The 26,195-nt window shown below is 51.5% G+C and carries 19 protein-coding genes and 3 tRNA genes; 11 read left to right on the top strand and 11 right to left on the bottom strand.

The genetic code is table 11. The annotated features are described in order from the left end of the window. The first annotated feature begins 154 nt into the window (after window positions 1-154). The 3 genes from ptrA to recD are packed head-to-tail and all read left to right on the top strand — an operon-like array spanning window position 155 to window position 8,404. Window positions 155-3,043 (top strand): pitrilysin, encoded by a 2,889-nt coding sequence (gene ptrA, locus D9738_RS01005; RefSeq protein ID WP_130259366.1) that lies wholly within the window; start codon window positions 155-157, stop codon window positions 3,041-3,043. Further along, complete coding sequence (gene recB / locus D9738_RS01000) at window positions 3,036-6,578, top strand: exodeoxyribonuclease V subunit beta (protein WP_130259365.1); 3,543 nt, start codon at window positions 3,036-3,038, stop codon at window positions 6,576-6,578. The genes ptrA and recB overlap by 8 nt, the downstream gene beginning before the upstream one ends. Then, entirely contained in the window at window positions 6,578-8,404 is a 1,827-nt protein-coding gene (recD, locus tag D9738_RS00995; protein ID WP_130259364.1) for an exodeoxyribonuclease V subunit alpha, read from the top strand. Before recB ends, recD begins: the two co-directional genes overlap by 1 nt. Window positions 8,405-8,640: 236 nt before the next feature. On the opposite strand, the gene argA is transcribed toward recD, so the two are convergent. Next, window positions 8,641-9,972, bottom strand: coding sequence for an amino-acid N-acetyltransferase (gene argA / locus D9738_RS00990; RefSeq protein WP_130207716.1), 1,332 nt, complete (start codon window positions 9,970-9,972; stop codon window positions 8,641-8,643). Between the two features lie 231 nt (window positions 9,973-10,203). Here argA and amiC point away from each other — a divergent pair, with 231 nt between their 5' ends. Beyond that, window positions 10,204-11,457, top strand: coding sequence for an N-acetylmuramoyl-L-alanine amidase AmiC (gene amiC / locus D9738_RS00985; RefSeq protein WP_044189882.1), 1,254 nt, complete (start codon window positions 10,204-10,206; stop codon window positions 11,455-11,457). Window positions 11,458-11,531: 74 nt separating this feature from the next. On the opposite strand, the gene D9738_RS00980 is transcribed toward amiC, so the two are convergent. The 3 genes from D9738_RS00980 to D9738_RS00970 all read right to left on the bottom strand — a co-directional run bounded on the left by D9738_RS00980 (window position 11,532) and on the right by D9738_RS00970 (window position 11,829). Further along, window positions 11,532-11,608, bottom strand: a tRNA-Met gene (locus D9738_RS00980). A 34-nt stretch (window positions 11,609-11,642) separates the two neighbouring features. Next, window positions 11,643-11,719: transfer RNA gene (locus tag D9738_RS00975), tRNA-Met, on the bottom strand. Between the two features lie 33 nt (window positions 11,720-11,752). Continuing rightward, a tRNA-Met gene (locus D9738_RS00970) sits at window positions 11,753-11,829 on the bottom strand. 208 nt (window positions 11,830-12,037) lie between these two features. On the opposite strand from D9738_RS00970, the gene mltA reads away from it, so the two are divergent. Together mltA and tcdA are read left to right on the top strand one after the other, a co-directional pair. After that, a complete protein-coding gene (gene mltA, locus D9738_RS00965; protein ID WP_130259363.1) occupies window positions 12,038-13,135 on the top strand; it encodes a murein transglycosylase A in 1,098 nt (365 codons plus the stop codon). 238 nt (window positions 13,136-13,373) lie between these two features. Next, window positions 13,374-14,180, top strand: coding sequence for a tRNA cyclic N6-threonylcarbamoyladenosine(37) synthase TcdA (gene tcdA, locus D9738_RS00960; RefSeq protein ID WP_000117724.1), 807 nt, complete (start codon window positions 13,374-13,376; stop codon window positions 14,178-14,180). Window positions 14,181-14,236: 56 nt separating this feature from the next. Here the strand turns inward: tcdA and csdE are convergent, their stop codons facing one another. Together csdE and csdA are read right to left on the bottom strand one after the other, a co-directional pair. Then, window positions 14,237-14,680 (bottom strand): cysteine desulfurase sulfur acceptor subunit CsdE, encoded by a 444-nt coding sequence (csdE, locus tag D9738_RS00955; RefSeq protein WP_130259362.1) that lies wholly within the window; start codon window positions 14,678-14,680, stop codon window positions 14,237-14,239. Beyond that, a complete protein-coding gene (gene csdA / locus D9738_RS00950) occupies window positions 14,680-15,885 on the bottom strand; it encodes a cysteine desulfurase CsdA (protein WP_130259361.1) in 1,206 nt (401 codons plus the stop codon). The genes csdE and csdA overlap by 1 nt, the downstream gene beginning before the upstream one ends. Before the next feature lie 191 nt (window positions 15,886-16,076). Here csdA and D9738_RS00945 point away from each other — a divergent pair, with 191 nt between their 5' ends. The 4 genes from D9738_RS00945 (at window position 16,077) to rlmM (ending at window position 19,079) form a co-directional block, all read left to right on the top strand. Continuing rightward, window positions 16,077-16,304, top strand: a complete 228-nt coding sequence (locus D9738_RS00945) for a YgdI/YgdR family lipoprotein (RefSeq protein ID WP_130207708.1) — start codon at window positions 16,077-16,079, stop codon at window positions 16,302-16,304. A 350-nt stretch (window positions 16,305-16,654) separates the two neighbouring features. Then, window positions 16,655-17,572, top strand: a complete 918-nt coding sequence (gene gcvA / locus D9738_RS00940; protein WP_130207706.1) for a glycine cleavage system transcriptional regulator GcvA — start codon at window positions 16,655-16,657, stop codon at window positions 17,570-17,572. Window positions 17,573-17,590: 18 nt separating this feature from the next. Continuing rightward, on the top strand, window positions 17,591-17,986 hold the full coding sequence (locus D9738_RS00935) for a DUF423 domain-containing protein (protein WP_000203905.1): 396 nt from the start codon (window positions 17,591-17,593) through the stop codon (window positions 17,984-17,986). Continuing rightward, window positions 17,979-19,079, top strand: a complete 1,101-nt coding sequence (gene rlmM, locus D9738_RS00930) for a 23S rRNA (cytidine(2498)-2'-O)-methyltransferase RlmM (protein ID WP_130259360.1) — start codon at window positions 17,979-17,981, stop codon at window positions 19,077-19,079. Before D9738_RS00935 ends, rlmM begins: the two co-directional genes overlap by 8 nt. Before the next feature lie 43 nt (window positions 19,080-19,122). Here the strand turns inward: rlmM and fucR are convergent, their stop codons facing one another. The 5 genes from fucR to fucP form a co-directional block, all read right to left on the bottom strand. After that, on the bottom strand, window positions 19,123-19,854 hold the full coding sequence (gene fucR / locus D9738_RS00925; protein ID WP_130259359.1) for an L-fucose operon activator: 732 nt from the start codon (window positions 19,852-19,854) through the stop codon (window positions 19,123-19,125). 57 nt (window positions 19,855-19,911) lie between these two features. Next, window positions 19,912-20,334, bottom strand: a complete 423-nt coding sequence (fucU, locus tag D9738_RS00920; RefSeq protein WP_000920840.1) for an L-fucose mutarotase — start codon at window positions 20,332-20,334, stop codon at window positions 19,912-19,914. A gap of 1 nt (window position 20,335) precedes the next feature. Continuing rightward, complete coding sequence (gene fucK, locus D9738_RS00915) at window positions 20,336-21,754, bottom strand: L-fuculokinase (RefSeq protein ID WP_130259358.1); 1,419 nt, start codon at window positions 21,752-21,754, stop codon at window positions 20,336-20,338. 108 nt (window positions 21,755-21,862) lie between these two features. Further along, window positions 21,863-23,638, bottom strand: a complete 1,776-nt coding sequence (gene fucI, locus D9738_RS00910; RefSeq protein ID WP_130259357.1) for an L-fucose isomerase — start codon at window positions 23,636-23,638, stop codon at window positions 21,863-21,865. Between the two features lie 32 nt (window positions 23,639-23,670). Next, complete coding sequence (gene fucP, locus D9738_RS00905; RefSeq protein ID WP_000528603.1) at window positions 23,671-24,987, bottom strand: L-fucose:H+ symporter permease; 1,317 nt, start codon at window positions 24,985-24,987, stop codon at window positions 23,671-23,673. Between the two features lie 546 nt (window positions 24,988-25,533). Here fucP and fucA point away from each other — a divergent pair. After that, complete coding sequence (gene fucA, locus D9738_RS00900; protein ID WP_130259356.1) at window positions 25,534-26,181, top strand: L-fuculose-phosphate aldolase; 648 nt, start codon at window positions 25,534-25,536, stop codon at window positions 26,179-26,181. The last annotated feature ends 14 nt before the right edge of the window (window positions 26,182-26,195 follow it).

Raw genomic sequence — 26,195 nt, 5'->3', positions numbered from 1 at the left:
ATTCATTTGCTTACTTTATGATGCGCACCAGTCACGGACTGATGGTTATATAGACATAGGCTGACTCGTGCAGCACAAGATTAAGTCCTGCCAGATGATTTTCGTTAACGTGTTGAATCTGGGTGGAAAATAAAGTTGATAATGAGGTCCGTGAATGCCCCGCAGCACCTGGTTCAAAGCATTATTGTTGTTTGTTGCCCTTTGGGCACCCTTAAGTCAGGCAGAAACGGGATGGCAGCCGATTCAGGAAACCATCCGTAAAAGCGATAAAGATAACCGCCAGTATCAGGCTATACGTCTGGATAACGGTATGGTGGTATTGCTGGTTTCTGACCCGCAAGCGATTAAATCGCTTTCGGCGCTGGTAGTGCCCGTTGGGTCGCTGGAAGATCCTGAGGCTTATCAGGGGCTGGCGCATTACCTTGAACATATGAGTCTGATGGGATCGAAAAAGTACCCGCAGGCTGACAGTCTGGCTGAATACCTCAAAATGCACGGCGGCAGTCACAATGCCAGCACCGCGCCGTATCGCACGGCTTTCTATCTGGAAGTTGAGAACGACGCCTTGCCTGGTGCGGTAGACCGCCTGGCCGATGCTATCGCTGAACCCTTGCTCGACAAGAAATATGCCGAACGTGAGCGTAATGCGGTGAACGCTGAATTAACCATGGCGCGTACGCGTGACGGGATGCGCATGGCACAGGTCAGCGCAGAAACCATTAACCCGGCACACCCCGGTTCAAAGTTTTCTGGTGGTAACCTGGAAACTTTAAGCGATAAACCTGGTAACCCGGTGCAGCAGGCGCTGAAAGATTTCCACGAGAAGTACTATTCCGCCAATCTGATGAAAGCGGTTATTTACAGCAATAAACCGCTACCAGAACTGGCGAAGATGGCGGCAGACACCTTCGGTCGCGTGCCGGACAAAGAGAGCAAAAAACCGGAAATCACCGTACCGGTAGTCACCGACGCGCAAAAGGGCATTATCATTCATTATGTTCCGGCGTTGCCGCGTAAAGTGCTGCGCGTCGAGTTTCGTATTGATAACAACTCGGCGAAATTCCGTAGTAAAACCGATGAATTGATTACCTATCTGATTGGCAATCGCAGCCCAGGAACGCTTTCTGACTGGCTGCAAAAACAGGGATTGGTTGAGGGCATTAGCGCCAACTCCGATCCTATCGTCAACGGCAACAGCGGCGTTTTAGCGATCTCTGCGTCTTTAACCGATAAAGGCCTGGCTAATCGCGATCAGGTTGTGGCAGCAATTTTTAGCTATCTCAATCTGTTACGTAAAAAAGGCATTGATAAACAATACTTCGATGAACTGGCGAATGTGCTGGATATCGACTTCCGTTATCCGTCGATCACCCGTGATATGGATTACGTCGAATGGCTGGCGGATACCATGATTCGTGTTCCTGTGGCGCATACGTTGGACGCGGTCAATATTGCCGATCGGTATGATGCTAAAGCGGTAAAAGAACGTCTGGCGATGATGACGCCGCAGAATGCGCGTATCTGGTATATCAGCCCGAAAGAGCCGCATAACAAAACGGCTTACTTTGTCGATGCGCCTTATCAGGTCGATAAAATCAGCGAACAAACTTTCGCTGACTGGCAGCAAAAAGCCGCCAATATTGCGCTCTCCTTACCGGAGCTTAACCCCTATATTCCTGACGATTTCTCGCTGATTAAGTCAGAGAAGAAATACGACCATCCAGAGTTGATCGTGGATGAATCGAACCTGCGTGTGGTGTATGCGCCGAGCCGTTATTTTGCCAGCGAGCCAAAAGCCGACGTCAGCCTGATTTTGCGTAATCCGAAAGCCATGGACAGCGCCCGCAATCAGGTGATGTTTGCGCTCAATGATTATCTCGCAGGGCTGGCGCTTGATCAGTTAAGCAACCAGGCGTCGGTTGGCGGCATTAGTTTTTCCACCAATGCTAACAACGGCCTAATGGTTAATGCTAATGGTTACACCCAGCGTCTGCCGCAGCTGTTCCAGGCATTGCTCGAGGGGTACTTTAGCTATACCGCTACGGAAGATCAGCTTGAGCAGGCAAAATCCTGGTATAACCAGATGATGGATTCCGCAGAAAAGGGCAAAGCGTTTGAGCAGGCGATTATGCCTGCGCAGATGCTCTCCCAGGTGCCTTACTTCTCGCGTGATGAAAGGCGCAAAATTTTGCCTTCCATTACCTTGAAAGAGGTGCTGGCCTATCGCGACGCCTTAAAATCAGGGGCTCGACCAGAGTTTATGGTTATTGGCAACATGACTGAAGCTCAGGCAACAACGCTGGCGCGCGATGTGCAAAAACAGTTGGGCGCTGATGGCTCAGAGTGGTGTCGTAACAAAGATGTACTGGTTGATAAAAAACAATCCGTCATCTTTGAAAAAGCCGGTAACAGCACCGACTCTGCGCTGGCAGCGGTATTTGTACCGACTGGCTACGATGAATACACCAGTTCAGCATATAGTTCTCTGCTGGGGCAGATAGTACAGCCGTGGTTCTACAATCAGTTGCGTACCGAAGAACAGTTGGGCTATGCCGTGTTCGCGTTCCCAATGAGCGTAGGGCGTCAGTGGGGCATGGGCTTCCTGCTTCAAAGCAACGAAAAACAGCCATCGTACCTGTGGGAGCGTTACAAGGCGTTTTTCCCGACAGCAGAAGCGAAATTGCGGGCGATGAAGCCAGAAGAGTTTGCGCAAATCCAGCAGGCGGTTATTACCCAGATGCTGCAGGCACCGCAAACACTCGGCGAAGAAGCATCGAAGTTAAGTAAAGATTTCGATCGCGGCAATATGCGCTTCGATTCGCGTGATAAAATCGTAGCCCAGATTAAACTGCTGACGCCGCAAAAACTGGCCGATTTCTTCCATCAGGCGGTAGTCGAGCCGCAAGGCATGGCCATCCTGTCGCAGATTTCCGGCAGCCAGAATGGGAAAGCAGAATATGTACACCCTGAAGGCTGGAAAGTGTGGGAGAACGTCAGCGCGTTGCAGCAAACAATGCCCCTGATGAGTGAAAAGAATGAGTGATGTCGCCGAGACTCTAGATCCTTTGCGCTTGCCCTTACAGGGCGAGCGCCTGATTGAAGCCTCTGCCGGCACAGGCAAAACCTTTACGATTGCGGCGCTCTATTTGCGCCTGTTACTTGGACTAGGCGGTTCTGCCGCCTTTCCCCGCCCGCTGACCGTTGAAGAACTGCTGGTGGTGACCTTTACCGAGGCTGCCACTGCAGAATTGCGCGGTCGTATCCGTAGCAATATCCACGAGTTGCGCATCGCCTGTTTGCGTGAAACCACCGACAATCCTCTTTATGCACGCCTTCTGGAAGAGATCGACGATAAAGCACAGGCCGCGCAGTGGTTGCTGTTAGCCGAACGGCAGATGGATGAAGCGGCAGTCTTTACCATTCACGGTTTTTGCCAGCGTATGCTCAACCTGAATGCCTTTGAATCCGGCATGTTGTTTGAGCAGCAACTGATTGAAGATGAATCGTTACTGCGCTACCAGGCCTGCGCCGATTTCTGGCGTCGCCATTGCTACCCGTTACCGCGTGAAATTGCTCAGGTAGTGTTTGAAACCTGGAAAGGGCCGCAGGCGTTACTGCGCGATATTAATCGTTATTTGCAAGGCGAAGCGCCGGTTATCAAAGCACCGCCGCCCGATGATGAAACGCTGGCTTCCCGCCACGCGCAAATTGTGGCGCGTATTGATACGGTAAAACAGCAGTGGCGCGACGCAGTGGGTGAACTGGATGCGCTGATCGAATCTTCTGGCATTGATCGACGCAAGTTTAACCGTAGCAATCAGGCTAAATGGATAGACAAGATTAGTGCCTGGGCAGAAGAAGAGACAAACAGTTATCAGTTGCCAGAGTCGCTGGAAAAATTCTCTCAGCGTTTCTTAGAAGATCGCACGAAAGCCGGGGGAGAAACCCCGCGACATCCGCTGTTTGAGGCGATCGATCAACTGCTTGCAGAACCATTGTCGATCCGCGACCTGGTGATCACCCGCGCATTGGCTGAGATCCGCGAAACGGTAGCGCGTGAAAAACGTCGCCGTGGCGAACTGGGTTTTGACGATATGTTAAGTCGGCTCGATTCCGCGCTGCGTAGCGAAAGCGGTGAGGCTCTGGCGACAGCGATCCGTACGCGATTTCCGGTGGCAATGATCGACGAATTTCAGGACACGGACCCGCAGCAGTACCGGATTTTTCGCCGTATCTGGCACCATCAGCCGGAAACCGCATTGCTGCTAATTGGCGACCCGAAACAGGCCATTTATGCGTTCCGTGGTGCGGATATCTTCACTTATATGAAGGCGCGTAGCGAAGTTCACGCGCACTACACCTTAGATACCAACTGGCGTTCCGCACCAGGAATGGTGAACAGCGTAAACAAGCTTTTCAGCCAGACTGATGACGCATTCATGTTTCGCGAAATACCGTTTATTCCAGTGAAATCAGCCGGGAAAAATCAGGCACTGCGTTTTGTATTTAAAGGTGAAACGCAGCCAGCGATGAAAATGTGGTTGATGGAAGGCGAAAGCTGCGGCGTTGGCGATTATCAAAGTACGATGGCGCAGGTATGTGCCGCGCAAATCCGCGACTGGTTACAAGCCGGGCAGCGCGGGGAAGCATTGCTGATGAACGGCGATGATGCGCGTTCGGTACGTGCCTCGGACATCAGTGTGCTGGTGCGCAGCCGCCAGGAGGCCGCTCAGGTGCGCGATGCCTTAACGTTGCTGGAAATCCCTTCCGTTTACCTTTCGAACCGCGACAGTGTTTTTGAAACTCTGGAAGCGCAGGAAATGCTTTGGTTGTTGCAGGCGGTGATGACGCCCGAACGTGAGAACACCCTGCGTAGTGCGCTGGCAACGTCAATGATGGGGCTGAACGCGCTGGATATCGAAACGCTGAACAATAACGAAAATGCGTGGGATGCGGTAGTCGAAGAGTTCGATGGTTATCGGCAAATCTGGCGCAAACGCGGCGTCATGCCAATGCTGCGGGCGCTGATGTCGGCGCGTAACATTGCAGAAAACTTGCTGGCAACGGCAGGTGGCGAGCGGCGTCTTACTGACATCTTGCATATCAGCGAACTGCTACAAGAAGCGGGAACGCAGCTGGAAAGTGAACATGCTTTGGTGCGTTGGTTATCGCAACATATCCTTGAGCCAGACAGTAATGCCTCCAGCCAACAAATGCGCCTCGAAAGCGACAAACATTTGGTGCAGATCGTCACGATCCACAAATCGAAAGGGCTGGAATATCCGCTGGTCTGGCTGCCGTTTATCACCAATTTCCGTGTACAGGATCAGGCGTTCTATCACGATCGAGGCTCGTTTGAAGCAGTTCTGGATCTTAACGCTGCGCCAGAAAGCGTAGATCTCGCTGAAGCCGAACGTCTGGCTGAAGATCTGCGTTTGCTTTACGTGGCGCTCACGCGTTCGGTCTGGCATTGCAGTCTCGGTGTTGCGCCGCTGGTGCGCCGTCGTGGCGATAAAAAAGGTGACACCGACGTTCATCAAAGTGCGCTCGGGCGCTTGCTGCAAAAAGGTGAACCGCAAGATGCGGCAGGGCTTCGCGCCTGTATTGAAGCATTGTGCGATGATGATATAGCCTGGCAAACGGCACAAACTGGTGATAACCAACCCTGGCAGGTTAATGATGCTTTAACTGCAGAACTGAATGCCAGGACGTTACAACGATTGCCCGGCGATAACTGGCGCGTCACCAGTTACTCTGGTTTGCAACAGCGTGGTCACGGTATAGCCCAGGATTTGATGCCTCGGCTGGATGTCGATGCTGCAGGCGTTGCCAGCGTCGTTGAAGAACCGACGTTAACACCACATCAGTTTCCGCGCGGTGCGTCACCGGGGACGTTCTTGCACAGTTTGTTTGAAGACCTGGATTTTACCCAGCCGGTTGACCCGAACTGGGTGCGAGAAAAACTGGAGCTTGGCGGTTTTGAAGCGCACTGGGAACCAGTGTTAACTGAGTGGATCACCGCTATTCTTCAGGCGCCGCTCAATGAAACGGGTGTTAGCCTGAGTCAGCTTTCCGACCGCGATAAACAGTTGGAGATGGAGTTTTACCTGCCGATTAGCGAACCGCTCATCGCCAGCCAGCTTGATGCACTAATTCGCCAGTTTGACCCGCTATCCGCTGGCTGCCCGCCGCTGGAGTTCATGCAGGTACGTGGCATGTTAAAAGGCTTTATCGACCTGGTGTTCCGCCACGAAGGGCGTTATTACCTGCTCGACTATAAATCCAACTGGTTGGGTGAAGACAGTTCGGCTTACACCCAACAGGCTATGGCAGCGGCGATGCAGGCACACCGCTATGATCTGCAATATCAGCTTTATACCCTGGCGCTGCATCGTTATCTGCGCCATCGCATTGCTGATTACGACTATGATCGTCACTTTGGCGGCGTTATCTATCTGTTCCTGCGTGGCGTTGATAAAGAACATCCGCAACAAGGGATCTACGCGACCCGACCCAACGCCGAGTTGATTGACCTGATGGATGAGATGTTTGCCGGTATGACCCTGGAGGAGGCGTAATGAAATTGCAAAAGCAATTACTGGAAGCTGTGGAGCACAAACAGCTACGCCCGCTGGATGTGCAATTTGCTCTGACCGTGGCGGGAGATGAACATCCTGCCGTCACCCTCGCGGCGGCGCTGTTAAGTCATGATGCCGGAGAGGGACACGTCTGTTTGCCGCTTTCACGACTGGAAAATAACGAGGCGTCGCATCCGCTGTTGGCGACCTGTGTCAGTGAAATCGGTGAGCTACAAAATTGGGAAGAATGCTTGCTGGCTTCACAAGCGGTCAGCCGGGGAGATGAACCAACACCGATGATCCTCTGTGGCGATCGCCTTTATCTGAATCGCATGTGGTGTAACGAGCGTACGGTGGCGCGCTTCTTCAATGAGGTGAATCATGCGATCGAGGTGGATGAAGCGTTGCTGGCGCAAACGCTGGATAAACTCTTTCCGCTTGGTGATGAAGTTAACTGGCAAAAAGTGGCGGCAGCAGTGGCACTGACGCGGCGCATTTCGGTAATTTCCGGCGGCCCCGGCACAGGTAAAACGACGACCGTGGCGAAGTTGTTGGCTGCGTTAATTCAGATGGCCGACGGTGAACGCTGTCGTATCCGCCTGGCTGCGCCAACGGGGAAAGCTGCCGCACGCTTAACAGAATCTCTCGGCAAGGCTCTGCGCCAGTTACCGCTGACCGATGAACAAAAGAAACGCATACCAGAAGACGCCAGCACCTTGCACCGCCTCCTGGGCGCGCAGCCAGGTAGCCAGCGTTTACGCCATCATGCGGGTAACCCGCTGCATCTTGATGTGCTGGTGGTGGATGAAGCGTCAATGATTGATCTGCCTATGATGTCTCGGCTGATCGATGCCTTGCCCGATCATGCGCGAGTGATCTTCCTTGGCGATCGCGATCAACTGGCCTCGGTTGAGGCTGGAGCTGTGCTGGGCGATATCTGTGCTTATGCCAATGCGGGCTTTACCGCAGAGCGTGCCGGGCAGTTGAGCCGCCTGACGGGAAGCCACGTTCCGGCGGGAAGCGGCACAGAAGCGGCATCATTGCGCGATAGTCTCTGCCTGCTGCAAAAGAGTTACCGTTTCGGCAGCAACTCTGGCATTGGTCAGCTTGCGGCGGCTATTAATCGTGGCGATAAGACGGCAGTGAAAACAGTTTTTCAGCAGGATTTTACTGATATCGAAAAACGGCTTTTACAGAGCGGCGAAGATTATATTGCGATGCTTGAGGAAGCTCTTGCGGGTTACGGACGCTACCTGGATCTGCTGCAGGCACGTGCCGAGCCGGATTTAATCATTCAGGCGTTCAATGAGTATCAGCTTTTGTGCGCCCTGCGGGAAGGGCCGTTTGGCGTGGCAGGACTGAATGAGCGAATTGAACAGTTTATGCAACAGAAGCGCAAAATTCATCGTCATCCGCACTCGCGCTGGTACGAAGGCCGGCCGGTGATGATTGCCCGTAATGACAGTGCGCTTGGGTTGTTTAATGGTGATATCGGTGTCGCTCTGGATCGCGGGCAGGGGACGCGCGTCTGGTTTGCAATGCCGGATGGCAATATCAAGTCGGTGCAACCGAGTCGCCTGCCGGAGCACGAAACCACGTGGGCGATGACAGTACATAAATCGCAGGGATCGGAGTTCGACCATGCGGCGTTGATTTTACCGAGCCAACGCACGCCGGTAGTAACGCGAGAGCTGGTTTACACCGCGGTGACCCGCGCGCGTCGGCGTTTGTCATTGTATGCCGATGAACGCATTTTAAGTGCGGCAATCGCTACGCGCACCGAGCGGCGTAGCGGGCTGGCAGCGTTGTTTGGTTCGCGGGGATAAATGTGATTGCCTGATGCGACGCATGTGCGTCTTATCATGCCTACGAGTGTTACGCATGTCGCATCTGGCGATTTCCATCGCTTACCCTAAATCCGCCATCAACACTTTGATTTTCCGTCGGTCGGATAAGGCGTTCACGCCGCATCCGACGATGAGTGCCGATGCCTGATGCGACGCATGTGCGTCTTATCATGCCTACGAGTGTTACGCATATCGCATCCGGCGATTTCCATCGCTTACCCTAAATCCGCCATCAACACCTTTGATTTACGCTGGTAGTTGTACAACTGCTTTTTGCTCTCCGGCAGCAAATCAATATCCACCGGGGTAAATCCGCGTTCCTGGAACCAGTGAATACTGCGCGTAGTCAGTACAAACAATTTGCTTAAGCCGCTCTGCTTCGCCTGGGCTGCAATGCGTTCCAGCAAAACCTCGCCCCTTGATGAACTGCGGTAATCCGGGTGAACTGCCACACAGGCCATTTCACCTATCTTCTCTTCCGGGAATGGATAGAGCGCGGCGCAGGCAATAGTCGTGTTATCGCGCTGAATAATAGTGAATTTGTCGATTTCCATCTCCAGTTGCTCGCGAGAACGACGCACCAGAATACCTTGCTGCTCCAGTGGGCGAATCAACTCCAGAATACCGCCAATATCGTTGATTGTTGCGCGACGAATCTGCTCGGCGCTTTCCATCACAATCTGCGTACCGATACCGTCGCGTGAGAACAACTCTTGCAACAGCGCGCCATCTTCCTGATAACTGATTAAATGACAGCGACGCACGCCGCTGCGGCAGGCTTTCACTGCGCCACGCAAAAAGCGCACCGTACCGGAGTTGTAATCGCCTTTCTCTTCCTGGACTTCTACCCGCGCTTGCGCTTCGTTAGGGAAAAGTTCGGAGACAATATCACCGTCGTCATTAGTGACACCCTGTGAAGAGCAAAAACCAATCATCTTCTCAGCTTTCAGTTTGATGGCCAGTTGAGTGGCAATCTCTTCCGAGGTCAGGTTAAAGCTCTCGCCAGTGACCGAAACCGCCACCGGCCCCATCAGCACAATCGCACCGCTGTCCAGTTGGCGATGAATCGCTTCTTCATCAATCCGCCGGATGCGCCCGCTATGGCAGTAATCCACACCATCATCCACGCCCAGCGGCTGGGCAATAATAAAATTGCCGCTGACGACGTTGATATGCGCGCCTTGCAACGGCGTGTTGTTGAGGCTCATTGACAGGCGAGCGGTAATATCCAGTTGTAACGTACCCGCAGCCTGCTTCACCAGCTCCAGCGTTTTGGCGTCGGTCACGCGCGTATTCTTGTGATATAGCGGCTCGTGGTGATGCGCTGCAAGATTTGCGTCGATCTGGGGACGTGCGCCATAAACCACCACCAGACGGATGCCGAGGCTGTGCAACAACCCAATATCATTGACAATACTGGAGAAATTTTCATGCTCAATGGCTTCTCCGCCGAGCATGATGACAAACGTTTTTCCCCGGTGGGTATTGATATAGGGAACCGAATGGCGGAATCCCTCGACCAGCTCGGTTTTACGTTCCTTTACCACGGCACACCTCTTTGCATGATTATTCGAAATTATTGTATTTTTATTCTGTTTTTTCGCCGTGCGCAAGTGCAAATTTTATGCGAGTGCGACTTTTTTATCAGTAATACCGTGAATATAAATAGAATGTTTACCGTTTTATAGATGACAGATTATGCGTCTTTCGCTAAAGTTTCCGGTCAAATTGGTCGTTTACTTGTTACACAGCTTAGATTTCTTTTGCTCGGGAGAGGCATGTCAGGATCCAACACTGCAATCAGCCGTCGTCGTTTACTGCAAGGCGCGGGCGCCATGTGGCTATTGAGCGTAAGCCAGGTGAGTCTGGCTGCGGTCAGCCAGGTCGTGGCGGTGCGCGTCTGGCCTGCGTCCAGCTACACCCGCGTGACGGTAGAATCAAATCGTCAGCTGAAATATAAGCAGTTCGCGTTGAGTAACCCTGAACGCGTGGTGGTGGATATCGAAGATGTAAACCTGAACTCGGTGCTCAAAGGGATGGCTGCGCAAATCCGCGCTGACGACCCGTTCATCAAGTCGGCACGCGTCGGCCAATTTGATCCGCAAACCGTGCGGATGGTTTTTGAGTTAAAGCAAAATGTAAAACCGCAGATGTTTGCCCTCGCGCCGGTCGCCGGGTTTAAAGAACGTCTGGTGATGGACCTTTATCCGGCCAATGCTCAGGACATGCAAGACCCATTGCTGGCATTGCTGGAAGATTACAACAAAGGCGACCTCGAAAAGCAGGTGCCGCCTGCGCAGAGTGGCCCACAGCCAGGCAAGGCCGGGCGCGATCGTCCGATTGTCATTATGCTCGACCCTGGCCACGGCGGCGAAGACTCCGGCGCGGTGGGGAAATACAAAACGCGCGAAAAAGACGTGGTATTGCAAATAGCTCGCCGTCTGCGCTCTCTGATCGAGAAAGAGGGCAATATGAAGGTTTACATGACGCGTAATGAAGACATCTTCATTCCGTTGCAAGTGCGCGTAGCAAAAGCACAGAAACAGCGTGCTGATTTGTTTGTCTCTATTCATGCCGACGCCTTTACCAGTCGCCAGCCGAGCGGTTCCTCGGTGTTTGCGCTCTCTACCAAAGGCGCAACCAGTACTGCGGCAAAATATCTGGCACAAACCCAGAACGCCTCGGACTTGATTGGTGGTGTGAGCAAAAGCGGCGACCGCTATGTCGACCACACCATGTTCGATATGGTGCAGTCGTTGACCATTGCCGACAGCCTGAAGTTTGGTAAGGCCGTGCTAAATAAGCTGGGGAAAATCAACAAACTGCATAAGAATCAGGTTGAGCAGGCCGGGTTTGCTGTGCTGAAAGCGCCAGATATTCCTTCCATTCTGGTCGAAACGGCGTTTATCAGTAACGTTGAGGAAGAACGCAAATTGAAAACGGCGACTTTCCAGCAGGAAGTTGCGGAGTCTATTCTTGCGGGAATTAAAGCGTATTTTGCCGATGGGGCGACGCTGGCGAGAAGAGGATGATAAAAAGGCGCTGAATGGCGCTTTTTTTATGGGAGAATAGAAACAAAAAAACACCCGTTAGGGTGTTCAATAATTGGTTGCGGGGGCCGGATTTGAACCGACGACCTTCGGGTTATGAGCCCGACGAGCTACCAGGCTGCTCCACCCCGCGTCACCGTACTGCTATTACTTCATCAAATTTTGATTGGTTGCGGGGGCCGGATTTGAACCGACGACCTTCGGGTTATGAGCCCGACGAGCTACCAGGCTGCTCCACCCCGCGTCACCGTACTGCTTTACTTCATCAAATTTTAATTGGTTGCGGGGGCCGGATTTGAACCGACGACCTTCGGGTTATGAGCCCGACGAGCTACCAGGCTGCTCCACCCCGCGTCCGTGGATGCGCACTATACTCCGCTCGCGTTTTCATGCAACCTTTTTTTTACTCTGATCACGGATTTGGCATGATATTGAACAAAAACAAAGCATTGAAGTCTATTTTTTGTACAAAATTTGCATCAGGGAATACTACGGATTTCATTAAAGGCGACGGTTTGTTATCTTCATTAACGCCTTATTTTTTAACCTGAAGAAGAGAACAATGAAAGGACGTTGGGTAAAGTACCTTCTTATGGGCGCGGTTGTGACGATACTGGCCGCCTGCTCCTCCAAACCAACCGATCGCGGACAGCAATATAAAGACGGGAAATTTACCCAGCCTTTCTCTCTGGTGAACCAACCAGATGCTGTTGGCGCGCCGATTAACGCCGGTGATTTTGCCGAACAAATTAACCATATCCGCAACGCGTCGCCGCGTCTGTATGGCAACCAGAGTAGCGTTTATAACGCCGTGCAGGAGTGGCTGCGTGCAGGCGGTGATACCCGCAATATGCGCCAGTTCGGCATTGACGCCTGGCAGATGGAAGGTACGGATAATTACGGTAACGTACAGTTTACGGGCTATTACACGCCGGTGATTCAGGCGCGCCATACTCGTCAGGGCGAGTTCCAGTATCCTATTTATCGAATGCCGCCAAAACGTGGGCGTTTGCCGTCTCGCGCGGAGATCTACGCGGGAGCATTGAGCGATAAATACATCCTCGCTTACAGCAACTCTCTGATGGATAACTTCATTATGGATGTGCAGGGTAGTGGGTATATCGACTTTGGTGATGGCAGTCCGCTTAACTTCTTCAGCTATGCCGGAAAGAATGGTCATGCCTATCGCAGTATTGGCAAGGTGTTGATCGATCGTGGCGAAGTGAAAAAAGAAGATATGTCGATGCAGGCGATTCGTCACTGGGGTGAAACACACAGTGAAGCCGAAGTTCGCGAGCTGCTGGAACAGAACCCGTCTTTCGTCTTCTTTAAACCGCAGTCTTTTGCACCGGTGAAAGGGGCAAGTGCGGTGCCGCTGGTTGGTCGCGCTTCAGTTGCCTCCGATCGTTCCATTATCCCGCCAGGTACAACCTTGCTGGCAGAAGTGCCGCTGCTGGATAATAACGGCAAATTTAACGGTCAGTACGAACTGCGTTTGATGGTGGCGTTGGATGTCGGTGGCGCAATCAAAGGCCAACACTTCGATATCTACCAGGGGATTGGACCGGAAGCCGGACATCGCGCAGGTTGGTACAACCACTATGGACGTGTCTGGGTGCTGAAAACCGCCCCGGGCGCAGGTAACGTCTTTAGTGGCTGATGTGATATTCTGTATGCCGTTTTTACGGATAAGGCAGGGTGAGGAATAACCTCACATCCTGATTGTTGACTAAGTGCGCGTTGTTCATGCCGGATGCGGCGTGAACGCCTTATCCGGCCTACAAATCATGCAAATTCAATATATTGCAGGAGTTATGTAGGCCTGATAAGCGTAGCGCATCAGGCATTTATGCGTTTAGGGTGAGGGATAACCTCGCCCTTTTTAATTCTGAGGTGCTATGTCTGTTGTAATTAGTGATGCATGGCGTCAGCGTTTTGGTGGCACAGCGCGTCTGTATGGTGAAAAAGCGTTGCAACTGTTCGCTGATGCGCATATTTGTGTGGTGGGTATCGGTGGTGTCGGTTCCTGGGCTGCGGAAGCGCTGGCGCGCACGGGGATTGGCGCAATCACGCTTATTGATATGGATGATGTGTGCGTCACCAATACCAATCGGCAAATTCATGCGCTGCGCGATAACGTCGGGCTGGCAAAAGCGGAAGTGATGGCGGAGCGCATTCGCCAGATTAACCCTGAGTGCCGTGTAACAGTAGTAGATGACTTCGTGACGCCGGATAACGTAGCGCAATACATGAGTGCAGGTTATTCGTATGTAATTGATGCCATTGATAGCGTGCGACCCAAAGCGGCGCTGATTGCTTATTGTCGGCGCAATAAAATTCCGCTAGTCACGACCGGTGGCGCTGGTGGGCAGATTGATCCGACGCAGATTCAGGTTACCGATCTGGCGAAGACGATTCAGGATCCGCTGGCGGCGAAGCTGCGCGAGCGCCTGAAAAGCGATTTCGGCGTGGTGAAAAACAGTAAAGGTAAGCTCGGCGTGGATTGCGTGTTCTCTACCGAAGCACTGGTGTATCCGCAGTCAGACGGCACGGTCTGTGCAATGAAAGCCACGGCGGAAGGGCCAAAGCGGATGGATTGCGCATCTGGATTTGGCGCCGCGACGATGGTAACCGCCACCTTTGGGTTTGTTGCGGTTTCTCATGCGCTGAAGAAGATGATGGCGAAAGCGGCGCGCCAGGGGTAAACATTAGGTCGGATGCGACGTCTGGTGTGTCTTATCCGACCAGGATCTGTGTAACATCAAGCTTGCTTTGCCGCAGCGAGAATTGCCTCGCTTAACGCATTCAATCCCTGACTGCGAGAGGCGCTAAGTTGCGCACGCAATCCCAGCTCATCAAACAATGCCAGCGGCGACAGTGCTTGTAACTCGGCGGCGGTTTTGCCCTCAACGGCAGTCAGCAATACGGCCAGCAGACCGCGCACAATGCGCCCTTCGCTATCACCAAAGAAATGCATCCTGCCGTTTTCTGCGACGTTATATCCAAGCCAGACGCGGTTTTCACATCCGGCAATTTCTTTGGCCTGTGCTTTTAATTCGTCTGGCAACGCAGGCAGCTGTTTCCCCAACATAATCAGCTGGCGATATTTGTCTTCCCATTGCGTCAATGGCGCGAAAGTATCGCGTAACGTCTCTACGGTAACGGTTGTGCCGAACGGATGTCCGGCGAGTTGCGGGTTCGTCATTAATCCACCAATAATTCCAGCGCGCGGTCAACGGCATTCACCAGCGCATCCACATCACTCTTTGTATTATATGGCGCAAAAGAGGCGCGCAGGGTGCCGGTTACGCCTAATTCTGCCAACAGCGGTTGAGCACAGTGCTGCCCGGCGCGCAGGGCAATACCATATTCCGCCAGTAGCGTCACCATATCGCTGTGATGAACACCCGCGAAATCAAAGGCCAGCAGGCTGGAGTCCTGACAGCGGAATGAACGAAAGCCTGGACGTTTTGCCAGAGCGTCTTCTGCAAGCGTCGCCAGGCTACGGCTCCAGCTTTCTGCCTGGTAGATATCGTAATCGGCCAGCCATTCCAGCGCCGCGCTTAATCCTATGACACCAGCGACATTTGGCGTTCCGGCTTCCAGTTTCCACGGCGCGGATTGAGTAGTGAAGCCGTCAAAACTCACTTCGTGAATCATTTTGCCGCCGCCCAGCCAGGGCGACATCGCTTCCAGCAGTTCTGGTTTGCCGTAAAGCACGCCGATACCCGTCGGGCCATACAGTTTGTGACCAGAGAAAGCATAGAAATCGATATCCAGTTGCTGAACATCGGCAGGGAAATGCACTGCGCCCTGTGCACCATCAACCATCACCACCATCCCGGCTGAATGAGCAAAGGTAATCGCTCGCGCCAGATCCGGGCAACCGCCAGTGACGTTCGACATCTGGCCCAACGCCAGAATTCGACTACGGGGAGTAATTAACTCCGGCAATAAATCGACATCCGGCAACCGCTGCGCATTAAGCGGCAGTTTCACTATTTTGGCTCCGGTTTGTTGGGCAACCATTAGCCAGGGAACGAGGTTAGCGTGATGCTCTGCCACGCTGACAATAATCTCATCGCCCGGTTGCAGACGCGGACGGGCATAGCATTGTGCCACCATGTTGATGGATTCGGTGGTGCCGCGCGTCCAGACGATAGTTTTATCATCCGGTGCATTTAGCAATTGCGCTACTTTTTCCCGTGCAGCTTCATAACGTGCGGTCAGGCGTTGGGCTTCGGCAAACTGGCTGCGATGGACGTTTCCGGCGCTCAGGCTATAGAACTGCCGGGTTGCTTCAACCACAGCTTCGGGTTTGAGTGCGGTCGCTGCACTATCGAGATAAACGCCCGCATCCTGTAGCGCGGGAAACTGGGCGCGAAATTGCGCGGGATTAAAAACGTTCATGAGACTCCTCGGCTTGATTCGCCGATCGTGACGCAAAATTCACTTTGAAACAAGGTGAGTGCTAACCATCGGAATCGTCTTGATATCCTGTCGAAGCCGCGTCAGTAACATATGCTGAATAGTGTTAGGCGTTAATTTTAGCCTGTTAATCAATATTATTAAGATTTAGTAATCGCTTTAAGGAGAAGAAGATGAAAAAGACTGCCGCCATTATCTCTGCCTGTATGCTGACTTTTGCCCTTAGCGCCTGCTCCGGTTCGAACTATGTGATGCACACCAACGACGGACGTACCATTGTATCTGATGGTAAACCGATGACGGATGATGAAACCGGTATGATTTCTTATAAAGACGCTAATGGCAACAAACAGCAGATCAACCGTACCGACGTGAAAGAGATGGTCGAACTGGATCAGTAATTCGCGATCGCAAGGTAAAAAAAAGCACCGCAATTAGGCGGTGCTACATTAATCACTATGGACAGACAGGGTAAATGTACAGGAAGTGAAAAAAGGTAGCTTTGCTACCATGGTCTGAATCGCAGACCAATTGCAAACACAACAACACAACATCACAACCGTAAGCCAAAAGTTCACCAGAACACGCATTCCGATAAAACTTTTCGTTCCGGCTCAGGAAGTGCCGCCACTATAGGTATTTGCTGGTAGAAGCTCAACGGACAATTTATAATGGCTCAGATTAAAAAAACTAATAGGTTACACAGTGTAATCTAATTGTTAAATTCATTTAACATCAAAGTTTAAAAGCCATGTCTAAACGATTACCACCGCTAAATGCCTTACGAGTTTTTGATGCCGCAGCCCGCCATTTAAGCTTCACGCGTGCAGCAGAAGAGCTTTTTGTGACCCAGGCCGCAGTAAGTCATCAAATCAAGTCCCTTGAGGATTTTTTGGGGCTAAAACTGTTCCGCCGCCGTAATCGTTCACTTCTATTGACCGAGGAAGGGCAAAGCTATTTTCTCGATATCAAAGAGATATTTTCGCAATTAACCGAAGCGACGCGTAAACTCCAGGCCCGTAGCGCCAAAGGGGCATTGACGGTTAGCTTACTCCCCAGTTTTGCCATCCACTGGCTGGTACCGCGACTTTCCAGCTTTAATTCAGCTTATCCGGGAATCGACGTTCGAATCCAGGCGGTCGACCGACAGGAAGATAAACTGGCGGATGATGTCGATGTGGCGATATTTTATGGCCGAGGCAACTGGCCGGGGCTGCGGGTGGAAAAGCTTTACGCCGAATACCTGTTGCCAGTGTGTTCGCCTTTACTATTAACCGGTGAGAAATCCTTGAAGACGCCGGAAGATCTGGCTAAACATACGTTATTACACGATGCATCCCGGCGAGACTGGCAGACATATACCCGCCAGTTGGGGCTGACTCATATTAACGTTCAGCAAGGGCCTATCTTCAGCCATAGCGCCATGGTGCTACAAGCCGCCATTCACGGGCAGGGGGTGGCGCTGGCAAATAACGTGATGGCGCAATCTGAAATCGAGGCCGGACGCCTTGTTTGCCCGTTTAATGACGTATTGGTCAGTAAAAATGCTTTTTATCTGGTATGTCATGACAGCCAGGCAGAACTGGGTAAAATAGCCGCCTTTCGCCAATGGATCCTGGCGAAAGCCGCTGCTGAACAAGAAAAATTCCGCTTTCGTTATGAACAATAATTTATGTAGGGTACGACCATGACCAGCCGTTTTATGCTGATTTTCGCCGCCATTAGCGGCTTCATTTTTGTCGCTCTGGGTGCTTTTGGTGCGCATGTTTTAAGTAAAACCATGGGCGCCGTTGAAATGGGCTGGATCCAGACCGGCCTCGAATACCAGGCATTTCATACGCTGGCAATTTTAGGTCTGGCGGTGGCAATGCAACGTCGCATCAGTATCTGGTTTTACTGGAGTAGCGTCTTTCTGGCGCTAGGTACGGTGCTGTTCAGCGGCAGCCTTTATTGCCTGGCGCTGTCTCATCTGCGTTTGTGGGCGTTTGTCACTCCGGTCGGCGGTGTGAGTTTTCTCGCGGGCTGGGCGTTAATGTTAGTTGGTGCTATCCGTTTAAAGCGCAAGGGCGTAAGTCATGAATAAAGTTGTATTGTTGTGCCGTCCGGGCTTTGAAAAAGAGTGCGCCGCAGAAATTACCGATAAAGCCGGGCAGCGGGAAATATTCGGTTTTGCCCGTGTAAAAGAGAATGCGGGTTATGTGATTTATGAATGTTATCAAGCGGAAGATGGCGATAAGTTAATCCGTGAACTGCCATTTAGTTCATTAATTTTTGCCCGCCAGTGGTTTGTGGTGGGGGAACTGCTCCAGCATTTGCCGCAGGAAGACCGCATTACGCCAATAGTTGGCATGTTGCAGGGTGTGGTAGAGAAGGGCAGCGAACTGCGTGTTGAAGTCGCGGACACCAACGAAAGTAAAGAGTTACTGAAATTCTGCCGCAAATTTACTGTACCGTTACGGGCTGCTTTGCGTGATGCGGGCGTCCTGGCGAGCTATGAAACGCCGAAGCGTCCAGTGGTGCATGTGTTCTTTATCGCGCCAGGCTGCTGTTATACCGGCTACTCCTACAGCAATAATAACTCGCCGTTCTATATGGGCATTCCGCGCCTGAAGTTTCCGGCAGATGCGCCAAGTCGTTCCACGCTCAAGCTGGAAGAGGCATTTCATGTGTTTATTCCTGCGGATGAATGGGATGAACGCCTGGCGAACGGGATGTGGGCGGTGGATTTGGGCGCTTGCCCGGGCGGCTGGACCTACCAACTGGTGAAGCGCAACATGTGGGTTTACTCCGTTGATAACGGCCCGATGGCGCAAAGTCTGATGGATACCGGACAGGTGACGTGGCTGCGGGAAGATGGTTTTAAATTCCGCCCGACACGTAGCAATATCTCGTGGATGGTGTGTGACATGGTGGAAAAACCGGCGAAGGTCGCGGCTTTGATGGCGCAGTGGCTGGTTAATGGCTGGTGTCGTGAAACTATCTTCAACCTTAAATTGCCGATGAAAAAACGCTACGAAGAAGTGTCACACAATCTGGCGTACATTCAGGCACAGCTTGATGAACATGGCATTAACGCCCAGATTCAGGCGCGTCAGTTGTATCACGATCGCGAAGAAGTGACGGTGCATGTCCGTCGCATCTGGGCTGCGGTAGGTGGTCGTCGCGACGAGCGCTAACAGGCAAGGCCGGGGCGTCGTCTCCGGCCTGCTACCCTTTCCGTCAGGCTGTTACCAAAGAAGTTGCAACCTGGCGCTCATCAGAAATAATGTGCGTTACCTCATCCAGATGCCCGATGCGGGCTTCCCCTGAACGATTAAATTTACTTTTATCAATCAATAACAACGATTGCGCGGCACGTTTTAATAGCATCGATTTGTAATCAGCGTTGATGGCATTGGAGTCCCACAGTGCGCCGCTGCTATCGATCCCTTCACAAGAAAAAATAAACAGATCGATTTCCAGCGATTTAAGTTGGGAAATCAGCGAGGGATTGACGTAACAGCCATATTTGCGCTCAAGTGTGCCGCCGGAACTGATCAGTTGAATGCGTTCGCGTTTACCGAGTTCATGGCAAATCGGATGGCTATTGGTGAAGACCTGGATGTTGATGTCAGGCAACTGGCGTGCCAGATACCAGCAAGTTGAACTGGCGTCTAAGGCTATCACCATCCCTTCTTCAATCCACGTGAGCGCCTCGCGCGCGATATCTGCTTTATGCGCATAATGGCTTTTCAGCCGGATGTGAAAGGGATCGCCACTGTCTTGATTTTGACGGTGGATATATTTAGCGCGTCCATGATTGCGCAGAATTTTACCCTGCGTCTGTAATTCATTGAGATCGCGACGAATGGTTTCTTTACTGACCTTTAGCTGTTCAGAGAGAGCTTCCGTGGTCAGGCTGGTATGGTTCAGCAGCAGGTTGACTATCGCTTGCTGGCGTGCCGCTTTCATATTTTTCACCCCATCATTCGATAACCGCCCGCGTCATGCGGGCGTACCGGTATGAGATTACGGTGTTACCCCTTTTTTTAAAAGAATATTCCCGTACTTCGCTCGTTCGCCTGTGATAACGATCGCAAAGGCTTTTTGCGCCCGTTCATAAAACGCAAAACGATTGATGCGGATGATGTCAGGACACGGGGCTTGTAGTGAAAGCGCATTACGGTAACGTCGTTCTACTTCAGGATCGAGAGTGTCACCTTCTACCGCCGCCATCATCACCAGCGGCGGTGCATAACTGTCCAGTTCAAATAACGGGATAATCGCCTGGAGCAAGTCGCTCACCAACAGGCCATCAGCGCGGATCACCTGCGGTCCCATCGAATGGGCGGGAAAGTGAGCATCGGAAAAAATAATTTCATCTCCATGTCCCATCTCTGCCAGCACTTTCAATAGTTCGGGAGAAATTAACGGCGAAATTGTTTTCAGCATTTCACACTTCCTCTATAAATTCAGGTTCAGTTTGCGGGTAGAAATAACGGTACTGATAATGAATCTGCGCGCGGGCTTCTTCCGGGCTGTTAAATTCCTCTACGCCATACCAACCGAACAGCGCAGCTCCTGCGACGGTCGTTTCGGCGTCGTCGAGAACTTTTACCGGAATATCAAGCATATTGGCTTTAATCTGATTCCACAATGTGTTGCGACTTCCTCCGCCGACTAACAATAATTCAGAGGCTTTAAAGTGCCCGATTTTTTCCAGCATCTGTAGATTGCGCTGTAATTGCGCGGTTAACCCTTCCAGCGCCGCGCGATAGAAATGCCCCCGCGTGGTATTAAGCGTCACTCCTTGCCAGCCAGCGTTCTGACACGACAATAAATCACACTGCATTTTCACACCATCCGCGCCAGGCGCGATCAGACGAGCCTCTTCAATCAACATTTGCCAGGGAGTTTCAGCCGTCCAGAACAGTTCTCTCACCCATTCCAGCACGCCGGATGCCAGCCATTGCATACCTGGGTTATACAACCCTACCTGGCTATCCAGTTCGCAGGTGGAACCGGCGTACTGACTTAACAGCGAAGTATCAACCTGGGCGCTGCGGACCATCAAAATTTCCCATGTACCGGAAGAGAGCACGGGTTCATTTTGTTCGGCACCAGCGCCAAAAAGGGCGAACTGGGTATCGTGACCTGCGGAAATCACCGGTATGCCAACGGGTAAGCCGAGCATTGCTGCTACGCCGTTCTGTAGCGTACCAATCTGTTCACCCGCTTCCACCAGACGAGGGAAGAGTCGGCGTGGAATACCGGTGGCTTGTAAAATTTGCGGACTGAAACCGCGTTGCTGGATATCCAGCATCTGGCTGGTTCCGGCCATCGTGATATCAGTAGTGAATTCGCCGGTTAAACGGTGGTTAATCAGCGACGAAATAAAGAGCCAGGCGTGCGCGCGTTCCAGCAGTTGTGGATGATTTTCTTTCAACCACACCAACTTATATAACGTATTGAAACTAAAGGCTCCGACGCCAGAAATAGCCTGCAACCGCTGTGCGGAGATCAACCGTTCAATATTGTCCATTACCGCTGCTGTTCGCGGACATTTCCAGCTAATGATCGGATAGAGCAGATTGCCTTGTTTATCTACCAGAGCGCCATCCACACCAAAGGTGGTGACGGCGATACCGCGGATGTGGCATTCAGTTAGTTCACTATTGATTTGCCGACAGCAATCAGCAAAGCGTTGCAAAATGGCGTCTAAAGACCACTGGTGCCAGGTGTTGTTTTCCATCGCGATATCGCTGGCATTAGGCGTTGAGGCGCGGGCAATAATTTTTCCCTGCCGATTAACCGCGATGGCCCTGACATTGGTCGCGCCACAGTCGAGTACCAGGATAACTTCTTGTTTCATAATCGCTCCTGCAATATAGCCGGATAACATTGCTTATCCGGCTAACCACTCTTGCTTGTTCAGGCCCGGTAGCCGGAGTGACCGGGCATCACATCAGGGAGTAATGTATTAACGCTTATACAACGGGCCGTAGTTCTGGCATGCACGGTAATCCTGGCCTTCAATATCCATACCGTGCGCGGCCCAGGTAGAAGGACGATACACTTTGCTCTCTTCAACGTTGTGCATACACACCGGGATACGCAGCATGGAGGCGAGAGTGATAAAGTCTGCGCCAACGTGGCCGATGGTCAGAACCCCGTGGTTAGCGCCCCAGTTCGCCATTACCGAATACACATCCGTAAACGGCCCTTTACCAGTGAGGCGCGGTGCAAACCAGGTGGTTGGCCAGGTTGAGTTGGTGCGTTTGTTGAGGATGTCATGCACATCCTTCGGTAATTCCACGCTCCAGCCTTCCGCGATTTGCAGTACCGGTCCCAGGCCTTTGATGATGTTGACACGAGTCATGGTGAACGGGACGCCGCCTTCGGTAAGGAAGCGGGAAGAGTAACCGCCGCCACGGAAGTATTCGTGGATCGCCGGGCACCATTCGGTAGCGGCGAGGCAAGCGTCAGCCTCTTGCTGAGAGATTTCCCAGTGTGGCTTCATCGTCGGGTTACCTTCGCTGTCGCGTTGTTTACAGGAACCGTCCAGCGCAGCAGAGCCGGAGTTGATCAAATGGATGATGCCGTGTTCTGCCAGTCCGTCCAGTTTATGCCCTGTTACACGCTCAATTGCATCTGGTGACCAGTAGGTACGCACATCGGCAAATACCTGAGCGGTGCCGGTGAGCTGGTGGCCCATTAACATTGCCACGCCGTTAAGACTGTCGTTTTCAGTCGCCACGACAAAGGGTTCGCGTACGCCATTCCAGTCAAATGAACTGTTGAGGATCGCTTCGGCGGTGTCACCATTGGGATATTGATCGGTCCAGTGGCGTTGCCCCTGGAAGCCCGCAGCGATGGCGTTGTAGCCAAGTGATTCTTCCACGCGACCGATATCGGCCAGTTTGCTATTGCCTTGCATCATGTCGCGGATACACATCGCCATCAGTAAACTTTCGCGCAGAACAACGCGGCTTTGCTCGGCATTACGTTGATACTGTTTGTTATTTTCATCTTCGCCATAGCGGAAGTTTTTATCAGCCCAGGCCAGCGCCATTTCCAGTTCGGCTTCGTCGTAAATCTTCTGATCGATACGGCGGCGCAGTTCGGTCATATCCACCGCCTGGACTTTCATTCCCAGCCAGGATTCAAAGAAGTTGTGGTCAACGATGGAACCGGCGATGCCCATCGAAACACCGCCCAGTGACAGATAGCTTTTACCTTTCATGCTGGCGACTGCCAAACCGGCGCGGGCAAAGCGCAGCAGTTTTTCTTCAACGTCGGCAGGGATCGATGTGTCATCGGCATCCTGAACGTCATGACCGTAAATGGAGAATGCCGGAATGCCTTTCTGACTGTGAGCAGCTAAAGCTGCTGCGAGGTAAACAGCTCCGGGGCGTTCAGTGCCGTTAAAGCCCCAAATGGCTTTCGGGCGGGTTGGGTCCATGTCGATGGTTTCACTGCCATAGCACCAGCAAGGCGTTACCGTAATGGTGAGGCCTACATTCTGACTGCTGAATTTTTCTTCGCAAGCAGCGGCTTCAGCCATACCCGCGATACAGGTATCGGAAATGACACACTCGACAGCAGCTCCGCAGGCATGGCGCAGTTTATCGGTCAGCAGTGCGGCCGTGGCTTTCGCCATATTCATTGTTTGTTCTTCAAGCGACTCACGAACACCCATGCGACGACCGTCGATAACCGGGCGGATGCCAACTTTCGGTAAGCTGATTTTTTTCATTACAGATTCCTCACTTTATTCGGAAAATATGTTCAGTTAGTTGCCGTTTGAGAACGGAAACGGGCAAAGATAAAGATGACCGCGAAGCAGAGTGCGGGGATCAGTTCAGCAGTGGGGATGTTGCCCGCCGCGTCACTGACAAAACCCATGACCGGAGTGACAATACCGCCGCCAATAATGGTCATAACGATGAAGGATGAACCGTATTTGGTGTCCTGGCCGAGATTCTTAATGCCCAGCGAGAAGATTGTTGGGTACTGAATCGACATAAAGGCGCTGCATAAAGTCAGGGCTATTAAGCCCACATGACCGCCAGCGAAGGCTGAGATCAGGCACAGTGCCATAGCGATTAATGCGTAGGCTGCCAGGACTTTGTGTGGTGCGAAGCGACTGATGAGCCAGGTACCGGTGAAACGACCAATAAAGAAGCACACCATGGTTCCGGTTAAATAGTTAGCGGCAAAGCCTGCAGTCATACCTGGAATTTCTTCTACAGCGTAGCGAATCAAATAGCTCCAGCAGGCCGTTTGTGCGCCGACATAGCAGAATTGCGCTAATACCGCCCAGCGCCAGTGACGAATACGCGCCAGACGAGAAAGCGATGCGGAGAACGATCCTTGTTTAGCGTCACTGTGATTATCACTCTGCAATGCCGGGAATTTCGTCAGCATGATCAGCAGGGCGACCAGTAACACGATAGCCACGATGATCATATAAGGTGTCTGTACCGATAATACCAAGCTGTGTTTATACGCACTCAATTGCTCTGGAGACATTTTATCGAGAACGTCTTGCGATTGATGTGGCACGTTAGACAAAATAAGACTTTGCCCAAAGACAACCGCGATAATTGCGCCAAATGAGTTAAATGTTTGCGCAAGATTTAAGCGGAAGTGACCACTGCTTTCCGGCCCTAATACCGTAACAAAAGGGTTTGCGGCAGTTTCCAGACAACCTAATCCGGCTGCAATAATAAATAGGCCAACTAAAAATAAGGTGTAGTTCATTATTTCTGCCGCGGGCCAGAATAATGCAGCGCCCAAGGCATATAAAAATAATCCGGTAATAATCCCTGCTTTATAACTGAGTTTTTTCATCAATATCCCAGCAGGGATTGGGATAATGAAATAACCAAAGTAAAAGGCCGATTGGATCAGGCCAGCCTGGAAATTTGTCAGCGTAAAAGCCTGCTGGAATTGAGGTAATAAAATGTCGTTAAGGTTATTGGCTACCGCCCAAAGAAAAAACAGTGAGCACAGCAGCGCGAATGGAATAATGTAACTTCTGCTTTGCCCTGCATCTTTATCTACCGCACGGTAACTCTGCGTTTGTATTGATGTGTTTCCCATAGCATCCTCTTAGGTTCAGAAGCTTAAGCACGTAATCGGTTATGTTTTCAAAAGTGCAAAACCAGCGAGTTCGGGCTTCATATCAGTGAATATTTGCCTGTCTGAAATGAACTCATGGATTCATTTTCAAATAAAAAACGCTCTGTAATATGACGGCGGTCACACTTATTAGCTGGAAAGTGACTTTATGTGACTACCATCACTTTAATAATCGAAATTTCATGCCCGTTTCAGAAAATAAATCATAAAAAACACAAACCAGATGACCGTATTAATTGTTTGTGCAGAAAACGGGCATTCCTGGCTGGGAGGAGCAGAAAAATGACCGTTTTGATAAATATTTTTAAGAGCGGTCATTTTTAATGGGGTTATAAAAAGAGAACTTGCAGTTATTTACTGTGATTAGTTGAACCAGGTCACAAAATATAAGCTTGTGAATTTCTTTCTGGTTAATCAGGAAGAAGATGGTGGGTAATTAAATGGCTAATTCAATAGTGTGAAAGGAACAACATTATTGCCCTGTTTTGAATCAGAGAGAGGTAGCTAATGGAACGAAATAAACTTGCTCGTCAGATTATTGACACTTGCCTGGAAATGACCCGCCTGGGACTGAACCAGGGGACAGCGGGTAACGTCAGTGTACGTTATCAGGATGGGATGCTGATTACGCCTACAGGTATTCCATATGAAAAACTGACGGAGTCGCATATTGTCTTTATTGATGGCAACGGTAAACATGAGGAAGGAAAGCTCCCCTCAAGCGAATGGCGTTTCCATATGGCGGCCTATCAAAGCAGACCGGATGCCAACGCGGTTGTTCACAATCATGCCATTCATTGCACGGCAGTTTCCATTCTTAACCGACCGATCCCCGCTATTCACTACATGATTGCGGCGGCTGGCGGTAATTCTATTCCTTGCGCGCCTTATGCGACCTTTGGAACACGCGAACTTTCTGAACATGTTGCGCTGGCTCTCAAAAATCGTAAGGCAACTTTGTTACAACATCATGGGCTTATCGCTTGTGAGGTGAATCTTGAAAAAGCGTTATGGCTGGCGCATGAAGTTGAAGTGCTGGCGCAGCTTTATCTGACGACCCTGGCGATTACGGACCCGGTGCCAGTGCTGAGCGATGAAGAGATTGCCGTAGTGCTGGAGAAATTCAAAACCTACGGGTTACGGATTGAAGAGTAATTTCGTAAAGCAAC

It is taken from the genome of Escherichia sp. E10V5 (assembly GCF_004212315.1).
Taxonomy (GTDB): domain Bacteria; phylum Pseudomonadota; class Gammaproteobacteria; order Enterobacterales; family Enterobacteriaceae; genus Escherichia.
This window is presented reverse-complemented; position numbering and strand designations above follow the sequence as displayed.